Origin of the sequence: uncultured Senegalimassilia sp. (genome assembly GCF_934630535.1) — a bacterium.
GTDB lineage: Bacteria > Actinomycetota > Coriobacteriia > Coriobacteriales > Eggerthellaceae > Senegalimassilia.
Genome location: NZ_CAKTVU010000001.1, coordinates 201,446 through 220,109, shown reverse-complemented (window position 1 = coordinate 220,109; position 18,664 = coordinate 201,446). Strand labels below are relative to the sequence as shown.

General features: G+C 63.3%; 24 protein-coding genes. All 24 read right to left on the bottom strand.

From position 1 onward, the window contains the following. Window positions 1-73: 73 nt before the first annotated feature. On the bottom strand, window positions 74-625 hold the full coding sequence (gene rplE, locus Q0D52_RS01060; protein WP_294360674.1) for a 50S ribosomal protein L5: 552 nt from the start codon (window positions 623-625) through the stop codon (window positions 74-76). A 116-nt stretch (window positions 626-741) separates the two neighbouring features. Next, window positions 742-1,056 (bottom strand): 50S ribosomal protein L24, encoded by a 315-nt coding sequence (gene rplX, locus Q0D52_RS01055; RefSeq protein WP_294360889.1) that lies wholly within the window; start codon window positions 1,054-1,056, stop codon window positions 742-744. 24 nt (window positions 1,057-1,080) lie between these two features. Continuing rightward, window positions 1,081-1,449, bottom strand: coding sequence for a 50S ribosomal protein L14 (gene rplN / locus Q0D52_RS01050; RefSeq protein WP_042432884.1), 369 nt, complete (start codon window positions 1,447-1,449; stop codon window positions 1,081-1,083). Between the two features lie 50 nt (window positions 1,450-1,499). Beyond that, window positions 1,500-1,760 carry a 30S ribosomal protein S17 gene (rpsQ, locus tag Q0D52_RS01045; protein WP_294360677.1) on the bottom strand — a complete coding sequence of 87 codons (261 nt, stop codon included), beginning with the start codon at window positions 1,758-1,760 and terminating at the stop codon, window positions 1,500-1,502. Window positions 1,761-1,776: 16 nt separating this feature from the next. Further along, complete coding sequence (gene rpmC / locus Q0D52_RS01040; protein ID WP_009306348.1) at window positions 1,777-1,971, bottom strand: 50S ribosomal protein L29; 195 nt, start codon at window positions 1,969-1,971, stop codon at window positions 1,777-1,779. Next, on the bottom strand, window positions 1,972-2,394 hold the full coding sequence (rplP, locus tag Q0D52_RS01035; RefSeq protein WP_042432877.1) for a 50S ribosomal protein L16: 423 nt from the start codon (window positions 2,392-2,394) through the stop codon (window positions 1,972-1,974). Then, window positions 2,394-3,107 (bottom strand): 30S ribosomal protein S3, encoded by a 714-nt coding sequence (gene rpsC / locus Q0D52_RS01030; protein ID WP_294360679.1) that lies wholly within the window; start codon window positions 3,105-3,107, stop codon window positions 2,394-2,396. The genes rplP and rpsC overlap by 1 nt, the downstream gene beginning before the upstream one ends. A gap of 5 nt (window positions 3,108-3,112) precedes the next feature. Next, window positions 3,113-3,454 carry a 50S ribosomal protein L22 gene (gene rplV, locus Q0D52_RS01025; RefSeq protein ID WP_294360684.1) on the bottom strand — a complete coding sequence of 114 codons (342 nt, stop codon included), beginning with the start codon at window positions 3,452-3,454 and terminating at the stop codon, window positions 3,113-3,115. 13 nt (window positions 3,455-3,467) lie between these two features. Continuing rightward, window positions 3,468-3,740 (bottom strand): 30S ribosomal protein S19, encoded by a 273-nt coding sequence (gene rpsS, locus Q0D52_RS01020; RefSeq protein ID WP_281624042.1) that lies wholly within the window; start codon window positions 3,738-3,740, stop codon window positions 3,468-3,470. Window positions 3,741-3,762: 22 nt separating this feature from the next. After that, window positions 3,763-4,593 (bottom strand): 50S ribosomal protein L2, encoded by an 831-nt coding sequence (gene rplB, locus Q0D52_RS01015; protein WP_042433633.1) that lies wholly within the window; start codon window positions 4,591-4,593, stop codon window positions 3,763-3,765. A gap of 332 nt (window positions 4,594-4,925) precedes the next feature. Next, window positions 4,926-5,267 carry an L-rhamnose mutarotase gene (gene rhaM, locus Q0D52_RS01010; RefSeq protein ID WP_042432867.1) on the bottom strand — a complete coding sequence of 114 codons (342 nt, stop codon included), beginning with the start codon at window positions 5,265-5,267 and terminating at the stop codon, window positions 4,926-4,928. A 229-nt stretch (window positions 5,268-5,496) separates the two neighbouring features. Beyond that, window positions 5,497-6,864: an MFS transporter gene (locus tag Q0D52_RS01005; protein WP_294379591.1), complete on the bottom strand. Its 1,368-nt coding sequence runs from the start codon at window positions 6,862-6,864 to the stop codon at window positions 5,497-5,499. A gap of 42 nt (window positions 6,865-6,906) precedes the next feature. After that, window positions 6,907-7,845, bottom strand: a complete 939-nt coding sequence (gene rhaD, locus Q0D52_RS01000) for a rhamnulose-1-phosphate aldolase (protein ID WP_294379589.1) — start codon at window positions 7,843-7,845, stop codon at window positions 6,907-6,909. 106 nt (window positions 7,846-7,951) lie between these two features. Continuing rightward, on the bottom strand, window positions 7,952-9,211 hold the full coding sequence (locus Q0D52_RS00995) for an L-rhamnose isomerase (protein WP_294379587.1): 1,260 nt from the start codon (window positions 9,209-9,211) through the stop codon (window positions 7,952-7,954). 102 nt (window positions 9,212-9,313) lie between these two features. Further along, window positions 9,314-10,786: a rhamnulokinase gene (rhaB, locus tag Q0D52_RS00990; protein ID WP_294379585.1), complete on the bottom strand. Its 1,473-nt coding sequence runs from the start codon at window positions 10,784-10,786 to the stop codon at window positions 9,314-9,316. After that, entirely contained in the window at window positions 10,786-12,276 is a 1,491-nt protein-coding gene (pyk, locus tag Q0D52_RS00985; RefSeq protein ID WP_294379583.1) for a pyruvate kinase, read from the bottom strand. The genes rhaB and pyk overlap by 1 nt, the downstream gene beginning before the upstream one ends. A gap of 171 nt (window positions 12,277-12,447) precedes the next feature. Next, window positions 12,448-13,215, bottom strand: coding sequence for an ATP-binding cassette domain-containing protein (locus tag Q0D52_RS00980; protein WP_294379581.1), 768 nt, complete (start codon window positions 13,213-13,215; stop codon window positions 12,448-12,450). Next, the gene (pstC, locus tag Q0D52_RS00975; protein ID WP_294379579.1) at window positions 13,200-14,921 is read right to left on the bottom strand and encodes a phosphate ABC transporter permease subunit PstC; all 1,722 of its coding nucleotides are present in this window, start codon (window positions 14,919-14,921) and stop codon (window positions 13,200-13,202) included. The genes Q0D52_RS00980 and pstC overlap by 16 nt, the downstream gene beginning before the upstream one ends. A 70-nt stretch (window positions 14,922-14,991) precedes the next feature. After that, a complete protein-coding gene (locus Q0D52_RS00970) occupies window positions 14,992-15,960 on the bottom strand; it encodes a phosphate ABC transporter substrate-binding protein (RefSeq protein WP_294379578.1) in 969 nt (322 codons plus the stop codon). 421 nt (window positions 15,961-16,381) lie between these two features. Beyond that, window positions 16,382-16,762, bottom strand: a complete 381-nt coding sequence (locus Q0D52_RS00965) for a desulfoferrodoxin family protein (protein WP_294379577.1) — start codon at window positions 16,760-16,762, stop codon at window positions 16,382-16,384. A gap of 147 nt (window positions 16,763-16,909) precedes the next feature. Then, window positions 16,910-17,743: a prolipoprotein diacylglyceryl transferase gene (gene lgt, locus Q0D52_RS00960; RefSeq protein ID WP_294379576.1), complete on the bottom strand. Its 834-nt coding sequence runs from the start codon at window positions 17,741-17,743 to the stop codon at window positions 16,910-16,912. 45 nt (window positions 17,744-17,788) lie between these two features. After that, on the bottom strand, window positions 17,789-18,013 hold the full coding sequence (locus tag Q0D52_RS00955; RefSeq protein ID WP_294360757.1) for a hypothetical protein: 225 nt from the start codon (window positions 18,011-18,013) through the stop codon (window positions 17,789-17,791). A gap of 10 nt (window positions 18,014-18,023) precedes the next feature. Further along, entirely contained in the window at window positions 18,024-18,320 is a 297-nt protein-coding gene (locus tag Q0D52_RS00950; RefSeq protein WP_294360760.1) for a hypothetical protein, read from the bottom strand. 44 nt (window positions 18,321-18,364) lie between these two features. Beyond that, on the bottom strand, window positions 18,365-18,598 hold the full coding sequence (locus Q0D52_RS00945; RefSeq protein WP_114620220.1) for a NifU family protein: 234 nt from the start codon (window positions 18,596-18,598) through the stop codon (window positions 18,365-18,367). Window positions 18,599-18,664: the final 66 nt, after the last annotated feature.

The following is an 18,664-nucleotide window of genomic DNA, read 5'->3' as shown; positions in this document are numbered from 1 at the left end:
CCCGCCCGGAAGGCGGGCTTTAAACTGCCTGCAGGATGACCTGGCCGGCCATCCTTACGGTCAAACAAAAGGGTTAGTCGCGGTCCTTGAACGGGAAGCCGAGCGCGGAAAGCAGCGCGAAGGCGTTCTCGTTGTTGCCGGCGGTGGTGACGAACGTGATGTCCATACCACGGGTGCGGTCGACCTTATCGTACTCGATCTCGGGGAAGATCAGCTGCTCGGTGATGCCGAGCGTGTAGTTGCCGCGACCGTCGAAGCTGGTCGGGGAGATACCGCGGAAGTCGCGGACGCGCGGCAGAGCAGCGGCCAGCAGACGATCCAGGAACTCCCACATGCGGTCGCCGCGCAGGGTGACCTTGCAGCCGATGGCCTGGCCCTCGCGCACATGGAAGCCTGCGATGGACTTCTTGGCGCGGGTGATGCAGGGCTGCTGACCGGTGATGATGCGCATGTCGTTCATGGCGGCATCAAGCAGCTTGTGGTCGGAGGCGGCGGCGCCAACGCCCATGTTCACGACGATCTTCTCGAGACGCGGAACGTCGTTGATGTTGGCGATCTCCAGCTCGGACTTGAGCTTGCTGACGATCTCGTTCTTGTACTTCTCTTTGAGACGAGGAGCAGTCATGCGATTTCCTTTCGATGAATTAAACGCAGGATTTCCGACCCTGCGTCCCTGGTCTTATATGGCCAGGGTCATATTCTAAACGCGGCCCGCGCAAAGGCGGGCCGCCTTCAACAAAACTATTTATCGATGTCCTTGCCGCACTTCTTGCAAACGCGGACCTTCTTGCCGGCCTCGTTCACGCGGTGGGACACGCGGGTGGGCTGCTTGCACTCGGGGCAGACGACCATGACGTTGGAGACATGGATGGGAGCCTCGACGGACATGATGCCGCCCTGCGGGTTCTGCTGAGTGGGGCGCATGGCCTTCTTGACCATGTTCACCTTCTCGACGACCACGCGCTGCTTGCTGGGGAGAGAACGAACGACCTGGCCCTCCTTGCCCTTGTCCTTGCCGGACAGAACGCGGACGGTGTCGCCCTTCTTGATGTTCATGCTGTTCATTGCGAATAACCCCCTTTACAGCGTCTCAGGTGCCAAGGACACGATCTTCATGTACTTCTTCTCGCGCAGCTCGCGGGCGACGGGCCCGAAGATACGCGTGCCGCGCGGCGCACCGTTGGCGTCGATCAGGACGGCGGCGTTCTGGTCGAACTTGATGTAGCTGCCGTCAGCGCGACGAACTTCCTTCTTCACGCGCACAACGACGCAGCGCACGACGTCACCCTTTTTGACAGCACCGTTGGGCATAGCCTCTTTGACGCTGCAGATGATCACGTCGCCCAGGCCCGCGTAACGGCGCTTGGAGCCGCCCAGGACCTTGATGCACTGCACCTTGCGAGCGCCGGAGTTGTCGGCGACCGCGAGCATGGTTTGCATCTGAATCATTGCTTCAACCTATCTTTCAATCGGTAATCTGATGGGATAAGAGGAAAGGGCTATTTCGCCTTTTCGTTGATCTCCACCAGACGCCAGCGCTTCATCTTGGACAGCGGACGGGTCTCCATGATGGTGACGGTATCGCCGACGCCAGCCTCGTTGTTCTCGTCATGCGCGTGGAACTTCTTGGTGGTCGTCATCATCTTCTTGTACACCGGATGCGGCTTGCGCTCGGCGACGGAGACGACGATCGTCTTGTCGTTAACGGCGCTGACCACGATGCCCTGGCGGACCTTACGCGTATTACGCTCTTCGCTCATGTTATCAAACCTTCCTTTATGCGCTCAGCTCACGGGCGCGCATCTCGGTCTGGATGCGAGCGATGTCCTTCTTGACCTGCTTCACGCGTGCGGTGTTGTCAAGCTGGCTCGTTGCCATCTGGAAGCGCAGGTTGAAAAGCTCAGCGCGTGCTTCCTTGAGTTTGGCCTGCAAATCGTCGGCAGACAGCTCACGAATCTCTGCTGCTTTCATTTACTCCTGCCCTTCCGTTTCCTTGGTCACAATCTTGCACTTGATGGGCAACTTGTTGATTGCAAGGCGGAGCGCCTCTTTGGCCGTGGCCTCGTCGACGCCGTCGATCTCGAACATGATGCGACCGGGCTTGACGACCGCGACCCAGGCCTCGGGGTTGCCCTTACCGGAACCCATGCGGGTCTCAGCCGGCTTCTTGGTGATCGGCTTGTCCGGGAAGATGGTGATCCAGACCTTACCGCCACGCTTCATGCAACGGGTCATGGCGATACGAGCGGCCTCGATCTGACGGTTGGTGATCCAGTGTGCTTCCAGGGCCTGGATGCCCCAGGTGCCGTGGTTCAGACGGGTACCACCCTTTGCACGGCCCTTCATGGAACCGCGCTGCACCTTGCGGTGCTTAACACGCTTAGGTACGAGCATTACTTGCGCCCCCTATCATTACGGTCGTTGCGGCGGGAACGGTTCGGGCGAGAGCTGCCCTCGAGCTGAGGCTGCGGAGCCTTCTGGCCCGGCAGGACCTCACCGTGGTACACCCACACCTGAACGCCGATGGCGCCCATCTGCGTGCGAGCGGTGGAGAAACCGTAGTCAACCTTGGCACGCAGCGTGTGCAGCGGCACGCGACCCTCGCGGTACCACTCGCGGCGGCTCATCTCGGCACCGCCGAGACGACCGGCGCACTGGATGCGGATGCCCTTGGCACCGGACTTGCGAGCGGACTGCACGGCCTTGCGCATGGCGCGACGGAAAGCGACGCGGCCCTCGAGCTGCTCGGCAACGGACTGGGCGATGAGGTTGGCGTCCAGCTCGGGGCGCTTGACCTCGACGACCTCGATGTTGACCGGGCCGTTGGCGACCTTCTCGAGCTTCTTGCGCAGAGCGTCGATCTCGGCGCCCTTCTTGCCGATCACGACACCCGGGCGAGCCGTGGTGACGATGACCTTGATCTTGTCGCCTGCGCGCTCGATCTCGACCTTGGAGACGGCGGCACGGGCCAGCTGCTTGTCCAGGAACTTCCTAATGGCCAAGTCGTTTGCCAGGTTCTGGGCGTAATCCTTGTCGGCGTACCAACGGCTGCGCCACTCTTCGGTGATACCGAGGCGGAACCCGGTAGGGCTTACCTTCTGACCCATAGACTTTATGCCTCCTCTCGCGGAGCGACGATGATGGTGATGTGGCAGGTGCGCTTGCGGATGCGCGAAGCGGAACCCTTGGCGCGGGGACGGATGCGCTTGAGCGTGGGGCCTTCATCGACGAAGGCGGTCTTCACGACCAGCGTCTCCGGACGCACATGATGCTGGTACTCAGCGTTTGCCACAGCGGAGTTCAGCGTCTTCTCGACAGCCTCGGCGGCTGCGCGATTGGTGAACATCAAGATCTCACGGGCAGCCGGGACGGACTTGCCGCGGATCAGGTCGACGACGATGCGTGCCTTGCGGGGCGACATGCGCACGGTACGTGCGATTGCTTTAGCTTCCATGATTCACCCCTTCTTATCGCTTCTTCTTGTCGGCTGCGTGACCCTTGAAGGTACGCGTGGGGGCGAACTCGCCCAGCTTGTGGCCGACCATGGACTCGGTAACGTAAACCGGCACGTGCTTGCGACCGTCGTGCACCGCGATGGTGTGGCCCACCATTTCGGGGAAGATGGTGCTGGCACGGGACCAGGTCTTGATGACGTTCTTTTCGCCGGCCGCGTTCATCTTCTCGATGCGCTCAAGAAGGCGAGGCTCAACGAAAGGACCCTTCTTCAAACTTCTGCTCACTATTACTCCTTAACGCTTAGCGCTACTTCTTGCGACGGCGAATGATCAGGCGGCTAGAGGCCTTCTTCGGGTTGCGCGTACGATGACCCTTGGTCGGAACGCCCCAGGGGCTGACAGGGTGACGGCCAGAAGTCTTGTTCTTGCCTTCGCCACCGCCGTGGGGATGGTCCACAGGGTTCATGACGGTACCGCGAACCGTCGGGCGGATGCCACGCCAACGATTACGGCCGGCCTTGCCGATCGTGATGTTGGAGTGCTCGGCGTTACCGACCTCGCCGATGGTGGCGCGGCAGGTGAGCAGCACGCGGCGCATTTCGGAGGAGGGCATGCGCAGGATGGCGTACTTGCCTTCCTTGCCCATCAGCTGGATGCTCGTGCCGGCGGAGCGGGCAAGCGCGGCGCCACGGCCGGGCTGCAGCTCGACAGCGTGGATGAGCGTACCGACGGGGATGCAGGACAGCGGCATGGCGTTGCCGGGCTTGATGTCCACATCGGTGCCGCTGACGATCATGTCGCCGACCTTCAGGCCCTTCGGGTGAAGGATGTAGCGCTTCTCGCCGTCAACGTAGTGCAGCAGAGCGATACGAGCGGAGCGGTTCGGGTCGTACTCGATGGTAGCGACCTTTGCAGGCACGCCGTCCTTGTTGCGCTTGAAGTCGATGATGCGGTAACGACGCTTCACGCCGCCGCCCTGATGACGGACGGTGATGTGACCGTGGTTGTTGCGACCCGCCTTCTTGTTCAGCGGCGCAAGCAGGGACTTTTCCGGCTTGTCGCAGGTGATTTCGGCTTTGTCCGAAACCGTCTGGAAGCGACGACCGGGGCTAGTCGGCCTGTACTGTTTGACTCCCATTTCAAACCTTTCCATCTGGATTTCCGCTCGCATGCCTCACCATGCACCGGAGATCCTTCCTACAGATGTGGATGTGGCGATTGCCAAAGCACGCTCGTTTGAGGCCGAACGCACCGACTCCGTCAATCCACGCGCCCGGGTGTATCCATAAGTCACCAGACGCAACTGGATATTATACGAGCCTGAATGCGCGGTTTCAAGGAAAACCTGCTTGAACGAAGCGCGCCCACAACCTGCACACAAGCCAGGTTGCGGGCGCTTGCCTATTGATATGGAGAGAGGCTTGCGGGCTTCCCTCTATCACGATTTCCGCGATACTGCCGAACCGCGCGCTAATCCAGGTGGAACGCGCACGGCAAATCGACGCTTACCGGCGAGTTGTCGGCGTTGGTCTCCATGACGCTGGCCATGAAGTCCCACCACTTCCGGCAGATCTCGGTTTCCGCCGATTCCGCGTAACGCTCGGGATCGTCGAGCTCGATGTAGCCGAACAGGATGTTGGTCTCCTCGTCGATGAAGATGCTGTAATTATGTCCGCCGTACTCGTGGAGCATATCGGCCATCTCGGGCCACAGCTCGTTGTGACGGCGCTCATACTCCTCGGCGAACCCCGGATACAGCTTCATCTTGAAGCCGCTGATGGTGCGGCCTTCGGCGGTTTTACGTACGGTCATCGCCTTTTCCTTTCATTACCGTTGAGGATATGGGCACGCAATCGCGCACGGATCCGGGGATTTCCCGACCCTTGCACGCACAGCGCGCACGCGCCGCGAAACGAGCATGCCCGAGCTTGCGGCGGCGCCGGGACGGACGAGAGGCTTCGAGCCCCTTCCCTGCCGGCACGTTATGCGCCGCGAAACGCGCATGCCCGGGCGGCGCGCGCCCGGGCATGCAGCGAAAACGTTACTGCAGCTTGCCGTAACGCTCTTCCGTGATCTGATCGAGCGTCTTGCCCTGCGTGTCCGGGCACCACACCACGCCGACCACGAGCGACACCACCAGCACCGCGCACATGATGAGCGCCGCTGGGAAGAAGCCCGCCGGGTTGGTGGAGATATCGCCCATGATGGCGCCGACGCCTACGAGCGACCAGATGCCAAGGGCCGCGCGCACCAGGAAGAACATGATGCCCTGAGCGCCGCCGCGATAGCGCGTCGGGAACAGCTCGGTTCCCCACAGCGCGTAGAAGCACTGCGCCGAGAAGCCCGCCGAAACGCCCCACAGGATGACGTAGGCCCACAGGCACCAGCCCATGGAATCGGTGGTGCCGTTGTTGAGCGCCGCGCCGAAGATGGCGATGCACACCCACGAGGCAAGCGCCAGCAGCGCCGATACCCCGAACAGCACGCGATGCGGCACCTTATCGCCCAGCTTGGAGAACACCGCCAGCGAGCAGACCGCCACGAGCACCCATTGCACCACGCCGAGCAGGCTCTGCCCCACCGAATCGATGTTGCCGGCTGCGGCGTACAGATACGGCATGAACTGGCCGTTGGTGCCCGCCGCCAGGTTCCATGTCAGGTACACGGCCACCAAAAACACGATGGTCTTGACGTTGACGGGGTTCTTCAGCGCGTTGGCCATCATACGGCCGAACGACTCGTGCTCGGCCGTTTCGGCCTGCTTCTCCGCCCAGTCCTTGGACTCCTGCAGCTGACGCTGAAGGTTCCACGCGACGAGCGCCACCACGAGCAGCACCAGGAAAAGGATGCGCGTGGACAGCAAGCCGTCGAAGGGGCCGTAGGTTCCGGCGGGCAGCAGCGTCTTGCCATCGGCCGCGAAACCGGGGAGCACGAACGACAGGGCCAACGAAAGCAGGAATATGATGGCCGGCCCGCAGCTCCATGCGAACTGGCTGATGCCGATGTTCGCGGCGCGCTTGGTGGACGTGGACGTTTCGGAGATGTAGCTCCACGATGCGGGCACGCCCGCTCCCACCGACAGGCCGGAGAGCACCACGCCCACAACCACCATGGGCAGGTTCATGGCGCACATGGCGATGGCCACGCCGATCGCATACACCAGCAGGTTGTAACGGTAGATGATGGTGCGCCCGTACTTGTCGGTCAGAAAACCGCCGATAAGCGCGCCGACGGCGGCGCCGAACGCGTTCGCGCCGATGGCGCCCAAGATGGAGGTCCACATCGAGCCGAAGCCGAATGCCGCGGCCCATGCCGTCAGCGCCACCGACGATGCCACGATGCACCCCGAATCCAGGAAGTTCGTCAACGACACCGCGATGGTGCCCTTGCGCTCCTGAGACATTGCCATGATCGATCTGCCTTTCACTTGTTCCTATGGCCGGCGGCTGCGCTAGTCCAGGAAGCTTTCATTGATGTCGAGCTTGAAATCGCGGGCGATGGCGCGCAGGCCGTCGTCGGTGATGGTGTTGAGGAAGTCGTCGCTGCTGCCGTTGAGCATACGGGCCTCGGCGTAGATGGCCGCGGCTTTCTCGATGGTATGCATAAGGCCGAACGCCGTGTCGAAATCGGGGCCGGACACGAACAGGCCGTGCTGCGCCCAGATGGCGGCATCGTAGGTTTTCATGAGCTCGCAGGTGGCCTGCGCGATCTCGGAGCCGCCCGGGACCATCCACGGGACGACGCCCACGCCCTTCGGGAACACCACGATGCACTCGGTCATGGCCTTCCACAGCGCGCGCGTGATGGTGCGCGCGTCCAGCGGCATAACGAACGACAGCGCGATGACGTTCTGCGGATGCGCATGGTAGATTACGCGGCACGCGCCGTCGGTGGCCGCCACGCGGACGCTGTGGTTCATGAAATGCGTGGGGAACTCGCTGGTGGGGACGCCGCCGTCCTTGAGGCCCCACACGATGCGCCACGCGTCGCCGGCGTCGTTGATCTCCACGATGCCCACGTTGGCAGCAGGATCGAGCTGCACGTTGCGCATGTAGCGGCCCGAGCCCGTGGTGGCGAAGAACGCTCCGCGCAGGTTATCGGCCTGCACGCCCATGGACACCCAGCTGGAGGGGTTGTCGTAGAAGAACGGGCGGCACGCGCCAACCTGCTCGTCGGTCAAGCGATACGTCAGGTTGCCGCCGTTGCGCTCGTGCCAACCCTGGTCCCAGCCATCGGTGCACAGGCGCACGAACGCCTTCATGAACGGCTGCTGCTCCACGGCCACGCCCGAAACGGCGCCCTTGGCAACGGTGACGCCCTTGTCGAGCACGCCCTGCGCGGCCTGTGCGCCGCGGCCCAGCACGTCCTGGGCGCTATCCAAAATACCCATGTTCCTGCCTTTCGATGATGCGCCGGGAACTTCGACGCGGATCGGGCGGGCTCGGATGCAGATCCTCGCCCGCCGCTTGCTTTCATTGCATGTAAGGGCTGATCGCCTATGCGCGACCGGAGAGCACCTCATCCTCGTAGGCCTTGATGGGCTCCCACAGCCCGCCATCGGTCGGCACGCCCTCGCGACGGCAGTACTCGTCCCACACGGCGCCGAACGGCATGGTCTTGAACTGCTCGGTGACGATCATCTTCTCGGAGAAGCGATACGTATCCTGCAGCTCCTTGAGGCGCTCGACAGGCTGCAGCAGCTCGAACAGCAGGCTCTTCTCCATGGCGCGGGTGCCGGTCGCCCAAGCGCCGATGCGATTGATGGACGCGTCGAAGAAGTCGAGGCCGATGATGACCTTGTCCCAGCCGCCCGGGCAGCGCACGATCTCGCCGGCGATCTCCTTGATGTTGTCCTCGAACAGCACCACGTGATCGGAATCCCAGTGCATGGAGCGGGTGACGTGCAGCGGCACGTACGGGAAGAACAGCAGCAGGCTGGAGAGCTTGTCGGCGATGTTCTCCATGGGGTTGAAGTGGCCGGCGTCGATGAGCACCACGTGGTTGCCGCCCTTCTTCGCGGCATAGGACACGTAGAACTCCTGGTTGCCGGTGGTGAAGCCTTCCACGCCGATGCCGAAGACCTTCTGCTCCATGGCGTCGATGACGTGCGGCGTGTCGAAGGAGTAGATCTCGTCGAGCGCGTCGCGCAGACGCTCGCGCATGCCGTAGCGGTCTGCCGGATGGTCCTTCAGGCCGTCGGGGATCCAGAAGTTGTTGAGCACCATGTCGTCAAGCTCCTCGCCGATGCGCTCGGCGATCTTGCGGCAGGCGATGCAATGACGGATCCAGAAGTCGCGCACATCCTTGTCCGGAGAGGAGACGGTCAGGCCCTCCTTGACCATGGGATGGCTGAACAGCGTGGGGTTGAAGTCGATGCCGAAGCCGTGCTCCTTAGCCCAAGCCACCCACGGCTCGAAGTGCTTGTACTCGATCTGGTCGCGGTCGACCCAGGGGTTCTCGTCGATGAAGATGGCATAGCTGGCATGCAGGTTGATGCGCTTCTTGCCGGGGATGAGGCTGCACGCCTTCTCGAAGTCGGCCGTCAGCTCCTCGAAGGTGCGGGCGCGGCCCGGGTAGTTGCCCGTGGTCATGATGCCGCCGGAAGCCGCATTGTCCTTCTGGTCGAAGCCCATGACGTCGTCGCCTTGCCAGCAGTTGACGGAGATCGCCTTGCCGGCCAGCTTCGCCAGGACCGCCTCGGTGTCGATGCCCTCGGCGGCGTACGCCTCGCGTGCCAGTTCGTAAGCTGTGCTCATATGCGCTCCTATCTTGGATGAATGGATATGTTCAAGCCGCGATGCGGCGGTGAACCGATTCGTACGCGCAGGGCCGACGCGCGGCGGCCCTGCGCGTACGGGTTATTCGGGCTGATATTCCACCACGTCGAACGATCGGCGGATGGCCTCTCGCGCCTCGTCGAGGTCGGCGAAGACGCCGTTGCCGATCATCTGCACCATGAGGTTTCCCAGGCTGGTGCCCTCGATGGGGCCGGCGAACACGGGGATGCCGCATGCACGGGCCGTCAGCTCATTGAGGAAGGTGTCCTGGCATCCGCCGCCGACGATGTTGATGGAGGTGTACGTGCGGCCGGTCAGCGCCGACAGCTCGTTGATGGAATCGGCGTAACAGCCCGTCAAGCTCTCGTACACGCAGCGCATCAGCTCGCCGACGGTGTCGGGAACGGGCTGGCCCGTCTCGCAGCAGGCGGTCTTGATCTCCTCGATCATGGACGCGGGAGCCAGGAAGCGGTCGTCGTTGACGTTGACGTGCGGGACGAGGGCGTCGGGATGCAGCTGCTGCTCGGCGCGCGCGGCATCCGCCAGCTCGCCGAAGCCGACCTCTTTCGCGGCGCGCTTGAGCTCGGCGCCCTTGCCGGCGACGTAGCTGACGCCGTTGAGCTCGCGGCGGATGGATTGGATCATCCACAGGCCCATGATGTTCTTCAGGAAGCGGAAACGCTTCAAGTAGCCGCCCTCGTTCGTGAAGTTCTGATACCTGCTGGCATCGGAGGTGATGGGGCCCTCGTGCTCAACACCGAGCAGGCTCCACGTGCCGCTTGAGAGGTAGACCGCCTGCGCATCGCGCGCGGGCACCGCCAGAAACGCCGAGCCCGTGTCGTGCGTGGCGGGCAGCATAACCTGGGCGTCGAAGCCCACGCGCTGCTGCACCTCGGGCGTGAGCCCGCCCACCACCGTGCCGGGCATGGCGATGTCGCCGAACAGGCGCGCCGGGGCGCCGGCCGCCTCGAGCGCGGCGGCATCCCAGGTGCACGTGCGGGCGTTGACGAGGTTCGTGGTGGTGGCGTTGGTGTATTCGTTGACCATGTTGCCCGTGAGCAGGTAGTTCAGGTATTCGGGCACCATAAGGAAGCGGTCTGCCGCCTCAAGCTCGTCGGGATGCTCGGCGACCAACGCCGCCAGCTGGTAGACCGTGTTGAACGTTTGGCGCTGGATGCCCGTGGCACGGTACAGGTTCTCTAGCCCGATGCCCGCGTCCACGTCGGCAGCGACGTCGTTCGTGCGGGCATCGCGATACGCCACCGCGTCGCCGACGCGTCGACCCTGCGCGTCGACCAAGACGAAATCCACGCCCCAGGTATCGATGCCGATCGTTTCGGGGATCTTGCCGGCTTCGCAGCATTTCTCCAGGCCGATCAGGATGTTCTCCCAGATCATGTCGATGTCCCAGCAATCGTGCCCACGGCGGCGCACCTGCACGTTATCGAAGCGGTGCACCTCCTCGAGCTCGATCTTTCCGTCGACGACGCTTCCCAGGACATGGCGTCCGCTTGAGGCCCCGATGTCGATTGCGAGGTAGTAGCGCCTAGCCATCAGCAATCCCCTTCCGCGTCTTGTTCGCCCTTGCCGCGGATCTGCACCACGTACATGACGTTGGTGGCCGCCACCTTGTCCGGCGAGCCATCGACGCCCGACGAGACGATGGGGCTGGTGGAACGATCGCCCGCCGTAAACACGGCCACATCGCCCGGCCGGACGCACCCGCGCGCCACCACGGCGTTGCGGGCGCTGTCCACGACGTGCTGCATATCGCCTTGCACGTCGGCGAGCATGGGCGTGACTCCCCAATGGATCTGCTGCTGGCGCATGACGCGTTCGAAGGGCGTCACCGCATAGATGGGAACGCGCGGGCGGAGGTTCGAAACCAGGCGCGCGGTATAACCGGAGATGGTGGGCGCCACGATGCATGATGCGTTGATGTTCTCGGCGGTTTGCACGGCGGCGATGCCCACGGCAAGCGCCACGCGGGCGCGCACGCGCGTGCGGTCGGGGAAGCGCTCATCGAACAGATACGGCTCGCTGGCCTCGGCGATGCGCGACATCATCTGCACGGCAGGCACCGGATAGCGCCCGCATGCCGTCTCGCCCGACAACATGACGGCATCGGTGCCGTCGTAGATGGCGTTGGCCACATCCCCCACCTCGGCACGGGTGGGACGCGGGTTGCGGATCATGGAGTCGAGCATCTGGGTTGCCGTGATAACCGGCTTGGACGCGCGGTTGCACGCGCGGATGATCTCCTTCTGGATATGGGGGACCTTGTGCGCGGGCACTTCCACGCCCAGATCGCCGCGCGCGATCATGATGCCGTCGGAGGCCTCGATGATCTGGTTGATGTTCTCAACAGCCTCGTGGCATTCGATCTTGGAGATGAACATGATGTCGGATCCGCCGTGCTCGTCGAGGAACGCCCGCATCTCGCGCACGCCCGCGGCATCGCGGATAAACGATGCCGCCACGAAATCGACCTGCTGCTCGATGCCGAAGAGCAGGTCGGCGCGGTCTTGATCGGTCATAACCGGCAACGGCACCGAGGTTCCGGGGAGGTTCATGGACTTGCGCTCGCCTAAGACGCCGGAGTTCTGGACGGTGCAATGGATGTCGGTGCCCTCGACGCCGTCGACGGCAAGCTCGATCAAACCGTCATCCACCAAGATGACCGTGCCCGGAGCCACCGAGCGCCACAGGCCCTTGCAGGTGTGCGACGCCACGCGGTCGGTGCCCTCGACGTCGGCCTCGGTGAACGTGAACGAGTTGCCGGCCATCAGCTGCACAGGTTCGTGCCCGGACAGCAGACCCGTGCGGATCTCGGGGCCCTTCGTATCCAAAAGGATGGCGCAGGGGCTGTCCATCTCCCGCCGCACCTTGCGCAAGCGGTCCATTCGAGCGCGCTGCTCATCATGGGTCCCATGCGAGAAATTGAAGCGCGCTATGTCCATGCCCGCGTTGATGAGACCCTTGAGCGTCGATTCGTTATCGACCGACGGGCCCAAGGTGCACACGATCTTCGTTCGCTTTGCCATGCAGTCACCTTACCGTTGCGTTTCGTCTCGTAAATACGAAAACTATACCGCTAAACGGCTGCGATTCCTCGGCAATCGGAAAACCCCACTTTTGCGCTAGACTCACTGCAAGATTCCAGCGGAAAGGCAGCGAGCATCATGCGAACGTTGCATCGCCCAAAACGCCGTAAGCTACAGCAGCTCCCCGCCATACAAAGGCCCGAGCACGGATTCCCGATGGCTCTCGAACAGGTCGCGGGCGCTGCCGCACCATGCCACCTCGCCTTGCTGCAGGCACACGACGCTATCGGCGATGCGGCGCGCCTGCACCAGATTGTGCGTGACCACCACAACCGCCGTTTGAGCGCTCACGCGGGTAAGCACCTCCTCGACCTGGGCGCTGCTTGCCACATCGAGCGCCGAGCACGGTTCGTCAAGAAGCAGCACCGCCGGGTTCGTGGCCAGGGCGCGCGCGATGCACAAACGCTGCTGCTGCCCGCCCGAAAGCTCCAAGGCGCTGCGTGAGACGTCGCCTTCCAGCTCGTCGAGCAGGCCGACGACGGAAAGCTGCTCGCGAACGATGCGCGAAAGCTCGCTGCGCTTGCGGATACCCCGGTACCGCAGGGCGTACGTGATGTTGCGCTCCACCGAGAACGGGAACGGCGTAGGCTTCTGCATGACCATGCCCACGCGCGAGCGCACGGCGTCGGCGTCGAGCGCGGCCGTATCCTGGCCGGACAGCTTCACCTCCCCCGCCCAGCGCGTCTTCGGGACAAGCTCGAGCGTGCGGTTCAGGCACGACAGCAACGTGGACTTCCCGCAACCCGATGGGCCGATGATGGCGGTTACCCGACCTATCGAGGCATCCAGGTCCACATCGCGCAAAACCTGACGTTTCCCGTACCATGCGCTCAAACCGCGCACTTCAAGGATGTTCTCGTCGCTCACGACCGCATCCACCGCCTTTTCCTTATATATGCGTAACCGGAAACCAGCACGTTGCAGACAAGCACCAACACCATGAGCACGAACGCCGTCGCGTACACCTGCGGGATGGTGGTCCCCTGCGCCAACATGAGATACAGATGGAGCGGCAGCGACATGGCAGGCTGGTCGATGCCCGTCGGCACGGGCGCGAAGGCAACGCCGCCGGTGAAGATGAGCGGAGCCGCAGCGCCAAGCGCATACAGCCCGCCGAGCACGATCGCCCCCAACAGCTCGCCGCGGCAATACGGAAGGACGAGCGTGCGCAGCACATACGTTTTCGAGCAGCCGAGCGCGTACGCGGCGCCGAGCAGGCTGCTGGGAACCTCGCGAAACGCCTTCTCCATGCGAACCTCGATGAAGGGGATGATCATGAGCGCAAGCGCCACGCCGCCCGCCAGCACGCAGCGGCCAAGACCCGCATCGCGCACCAGCACGGCATAGGCGAACAGGCCCATGACGATGGACGGCGCGCCGCCCGCCACGGACATGATGCGCCCCATGAGGTTTTGCGCCCACATGCGGCGCGAGAGGAACACGCGCCACGCCGCAACGCTTGCCGCCAACGGGACCGCGATGACGAGCGCGCACCCGGTGAACCAGGCGCTGCCCGCGATAGCCGGGAAGATGCCGCCTTCGCTGCCGAGCACGGCGCCGGACGGGCTTTGCGTGATGAACTCCCACGAAATGCAGCCTGCGCCCTGGACGAACACGTAGCCGAACAGGAATGCGATGGCGCCGCCCACGACGGCCGTTGCGGCAAGCGCCCAAACGCGCACCACCGCACCGCCGGCGCGGCCAAGCACCCACGAACCTGCGAACGCGGTGTGCGAGACGCGGCGCGTCAGGACGCGCTGCAGCCACACGCAGGCGAGGTCGACAGCCAAAACGATGGCGAGCAGCACGAACCCTGCAGCGAACAACGCGTGCATATGCGTGCTTCCGGCCGCCGCGGTGCCCATCTCAAGCGCGATGAGCGAGGCGATGGTCTCGCCCTTGCCCAACAACGTAGGGAACAGGTTGGCGTTGCCCGCCACCATCATGACGGCCATGGTCTCGCCCATGGCACGGGCGAACGCCATCATGGCGCTCGGCCATATGAGCCGCAGCGAAACCGGCAGGACCACGCCGTACACGCCCCACCAACGGCTCACGCCCAACGCCAGCGACGCCTCCAGATAGCGCTCGCGCACGCCGACCATCGACTCGGTCATGGTGGACACCATATACGGCAGCACCATGACGGCCAGCACGATGCTTGCGGCCAGGATGCAATTGCCCGAAGGCACGCCCGCTCCTATGAACGCGGGCACCAGCACCTCAAGCCCGACGAAGCCGTACACGACCGAGGGGATGCCGGCCAAAAGATCGATGGCCCCGCATAACACGGCGCGCAGCGCCGCAGATGCCGAGCACGACAGGAACAGGGCGCATCCGATGGCGACGAACAGCGCCATCGCAAGGGCAACGGCCGAGGTGAGCAGCGTGGCGGCGATGCAGTTCGCGATGCCGAACGACGCGCCCCCGCCAAAATCGACGGGCATCCAATCGCTGCCGAGCAAAAACGCCCCAACGCCCACTTCGCCGACCACGGGCCACGCCTGCACCGCCACGGTGAGCACGACCCACGCCAACGCCGCCGCGCAGGCAACGCACAGAAACGTTATCAAGATCGTTTGCAAACGATCCGCCCGCACACGGTGCGGGCGGATCGAGGGAACATATCGCATGTTCTTCTAACTCTGCGATTCGTTATGCGGTGAACGACGGGATGTAGCCGTTGGAGCGGATGACCTTGATACCGGCATCGGAGAAGATGTAGTCGATGAAGGCCTGCTCGGAGCTGCTCGGCTCGCCCACGCCCACGAACATGACCGGACGCTGGGTCTTGTAGTCGCCGGAGATGATGTTGTCCTCGGTGGCCTCGACGCCGTCGACCTTCATGGCGACCAGCTTCTGACCGTTGGCGTTGGCCTTGTTGTACGCGCCGAAGCCGGCATAGCCGATGGCCCACTTGTTGTTGGCGATGTTGGTGGCAAGCTCGGTCATGGAAGCGGACTGCGTGGCGGAGTCGGTCACTTTGCTGTCGCCCATAACGGACTTCTGGAACACCTCGTAGGCGCCGCCGGACAGGTCGCGGATGTACACCTGGATCTGCTCAGCGGGCAGGGAGGCGTCCACCTGGTCCCACGTGGTGATCTCGCCGGCGAAGATCTTGCGGATGGTGTCGGTGGACATGTCGTCCATCGTGGACACAAGGGGGTTCTCGGCGTTCACGGAAACGGTCAGCGCATCCTTGGCAACCTCGTACTCCTTGTAATCGCCCAAGGCCTCCTTCTCGGAATCCTTCAGCGTGCGGGCGACCATGCCGAAGTCGCACGTGCCCTCTTCAAGCGCGCTCACGCCGACGCCCGAGCCGCCCGGCGCCACGTAGATGGAGATGTTCTTCTCCGGGAAGCTGGAATCCACCTTGTTCCACTTCACGTACTCGTCGGTATACGAGGATGCCAGCGAGGAGATGATGGGATACAGCGAGGTGGAGCCGCAGAACATGATGTTGGACTGGAAGTCGCCGGATGCCTGCTTGGTTGCGGAGCTATCCGAGCCGGCTTGCGAGGAGCCGTTCGACGAGCAGCCCGCCAGCAGGCCGCAGCACAGCGTGAGCGCCAGCGCGGCAACCGCCACGGCGCGGAAGCGATGCTTCTTGGTTTCGTTCTTCATAGTGTTCCTTTCCTTTTCCTTGGTTTTCCGCGCGGCAAAGCACAGCACGGCAAATGCGCGCCGCTTTTTGTCTTTACCTATGCAGAAAGGGGTGTTTGCGGCCGCGCGGCGTTGCGTAACGAGCAGACGCCGATGAGCGAAGCTGTGCAGAATTCAGCTTTGCCAGACCGCAATAGATGATTCAAGTGCAGGAAGGGCCTCGTTGCCGTGTCAAGGACCAAAACGCTGAAATGCCACAGGCGTAGCGCAACGGCTTTCGCCAAGCTAGGGAGCATAGCGCGATACGCGCCGGTCGCCGCAGGCAACGGAGAGGATGCGGACGGCGGAATGCCAGCGCGCAAACATACCCCGCCAAGAAGAGGGAAGGGCCCGCAGCCTTACCGCTGCGGGCCCTTCCCTCTTCGTGCGTTTTGCCTAGATCCTAGATCTCCTTGACCCACAAGCCGTGGAGGTTGCAGTACTCGTAAACCTTCACGGGCGCGTCGCCGGCGACGACGGTAAAGGTTGCCTCGGGCGCGTCGGCGGGCGTGAGCGGGGCAACCTGGTAGCCCTTTTCCGTGACCAGCACCACCATGGTGATGAAGTGCGGCTCGGTCATGGGATGGGCGACCTCGCCCACCTGCACACGCACGTTCGCGCCGTCGACCGCAACCTGCGGCACGTGCTTCTCGAACGCGCCGTCGGTGCTGTTCGCCGTAAGCTCGGCCATGGCCTCGCCGCAGCAGGACATGGGCACGCCCTGATCGAACACCTTGATGGCCACGTTGCCGCAATGCATGCACTTGAAGAATTTGACGTCCATGATAAAACCCCTCTCAGGTTTACAACGGCAACCCCTGCGGCGCCGTTGCTTCCAGTATAGAAACGCCTTACGTGCACGGAAGGCTTGCAGACCGTTGTTTGCGGACCCGTTACATTCCCGGTGCACGGTTGTAGCGTGTCTTATATGTTACTCTTTTTGTATCATTTCTGGAAGCCCTTTTTGCGGTTTCTTGGTGCGAACGGCATAAACAAGGGCGCACGCCCCCGCCACCATGAGCGGAACGCTGAGGACCTGGCCCATGGTCAGCCATCCGCCCCATAGGTAGCCGATTTGCGCATCGGGCTGGCGAACGAACTCGATGAGGAAGCGGAACAAGCCATAGCCCATAAGGAACACGCCCAAAAAAGTCCCCTGCGGGCGCGGAGGTTGCTTGCGCGACAGAACGTACAGCACGCAGAACAGCACGACGCCCTCGAGCAGGGCCTCGTAGAGCTGCGAGGGGTGGCGCGGCATGGCGCCCGCCGTGCCGCCGAACACCACGCCCCACGGCAAGCTGGTGGGCGCGCCCCACAGCTCGCCGTTCACGAAGTTGGCGCAGCGGCCGAAGAACAGGCCGATGGGGGCCGCAATGCAGCCCATATCGGCAAGCGTGAGATACGGGATGCCGGTGAAGCGCGCCGCGACGATTCCCGAGAGCAACGCGCCGATAAGGCCCCCGTGAAAGCTCATGCCGCCATGGTTGAACGCCAAGATCTCGGCAGGATGGGAAAAATAGTAGCCATCGCCGTACACGAGCACGTAGCCCAAGCGTCCTCCCAAGATCACACCTATGATGGCGCACAGCACCACGGTGAGCAGGCTGTCCGCATCCACCCGCACCTTCCAGCGCTTCGCCACCCGCCACAGCACCAGCGCCGCGCACACGAAGCCCGCCACATAGGCGATGCCGTACCAGCGCACAACGAAAGGCCCGACAGCGAACGCCACCGGGTCGAGCATGCGATATATTTCGTTTAACATGGGGAAAGCTCCGTTCCATAGCATTCGAACGGAGAAAAGGATACCTTAGTTCAAGCCCCCTGCGCCAACCTGTTGAGCGCTTGCCCTAACCTCTTCACGAAGCGGGCCGGGGATGGGGCGCAGCAGCTCAACCTGCGCGTCGCACTTGGGGCAATCAAGGGTGAACAGGGCCGTTTCAGGGCCCAATACCATGATGGCGCGGTAACGCGCCATATCGAACGTGACGCACCCGCAGCTGGGGCATGCGGCGTGTATGTTCACGGTTTTCACGGAAGCGGGCCTAAAGCAAGAACCGATTAGGGTTGCCCTGACGGGTGGGGCCTTCGTCGGCGCGATCGGCCGTGCTCGGCCCGTGCTCCAGGAAGAACTCGCAGAAGCGGCAGATCTCCTTGGCCGCCGCGTCGAAATCGCGGCTAGGGTTGAGCAGCTTGCCGAAATCGGTGCACACCACGTGCGTAGGCCGAAAGCAGGCGGCGAAGTGGCAATCGGCAGGGCACGGCTCGCCGGGAATGTTATGCGGGCATCTGCCGTTCATCTCGGCATCTTCGTAGCAACCGCGCAACTCCCAACACTTCATGCCTTCCGCTTCCCTTCTCCGCCTGCTTGCCTGTTGTTTTCCGCTTACATGACCGCCGGCACGACGCGGGTGACGCCGGGCACGCGCTCCTTGAGGATGCGCTCGACGCCGTTGGCCAGCGTCATCTGGGACATGGGGCAGCCCTTGCAAGCGCCCTGCAGCTCGACGGTGACCACGCCGTCCTCGTCGACGTCGACGAGCTTCACATCGCCGCCGTCAGCCTGCAGGCTGGGTCGGATGAGCTCGAGCACTGCTGCAACATCGGTCTTCTCAACCATGAGGTTCTCCTTTGCCTTTCGGTCTTATGTTCATCATGAGCGATTCTACCACAGCGCCCGATGGGG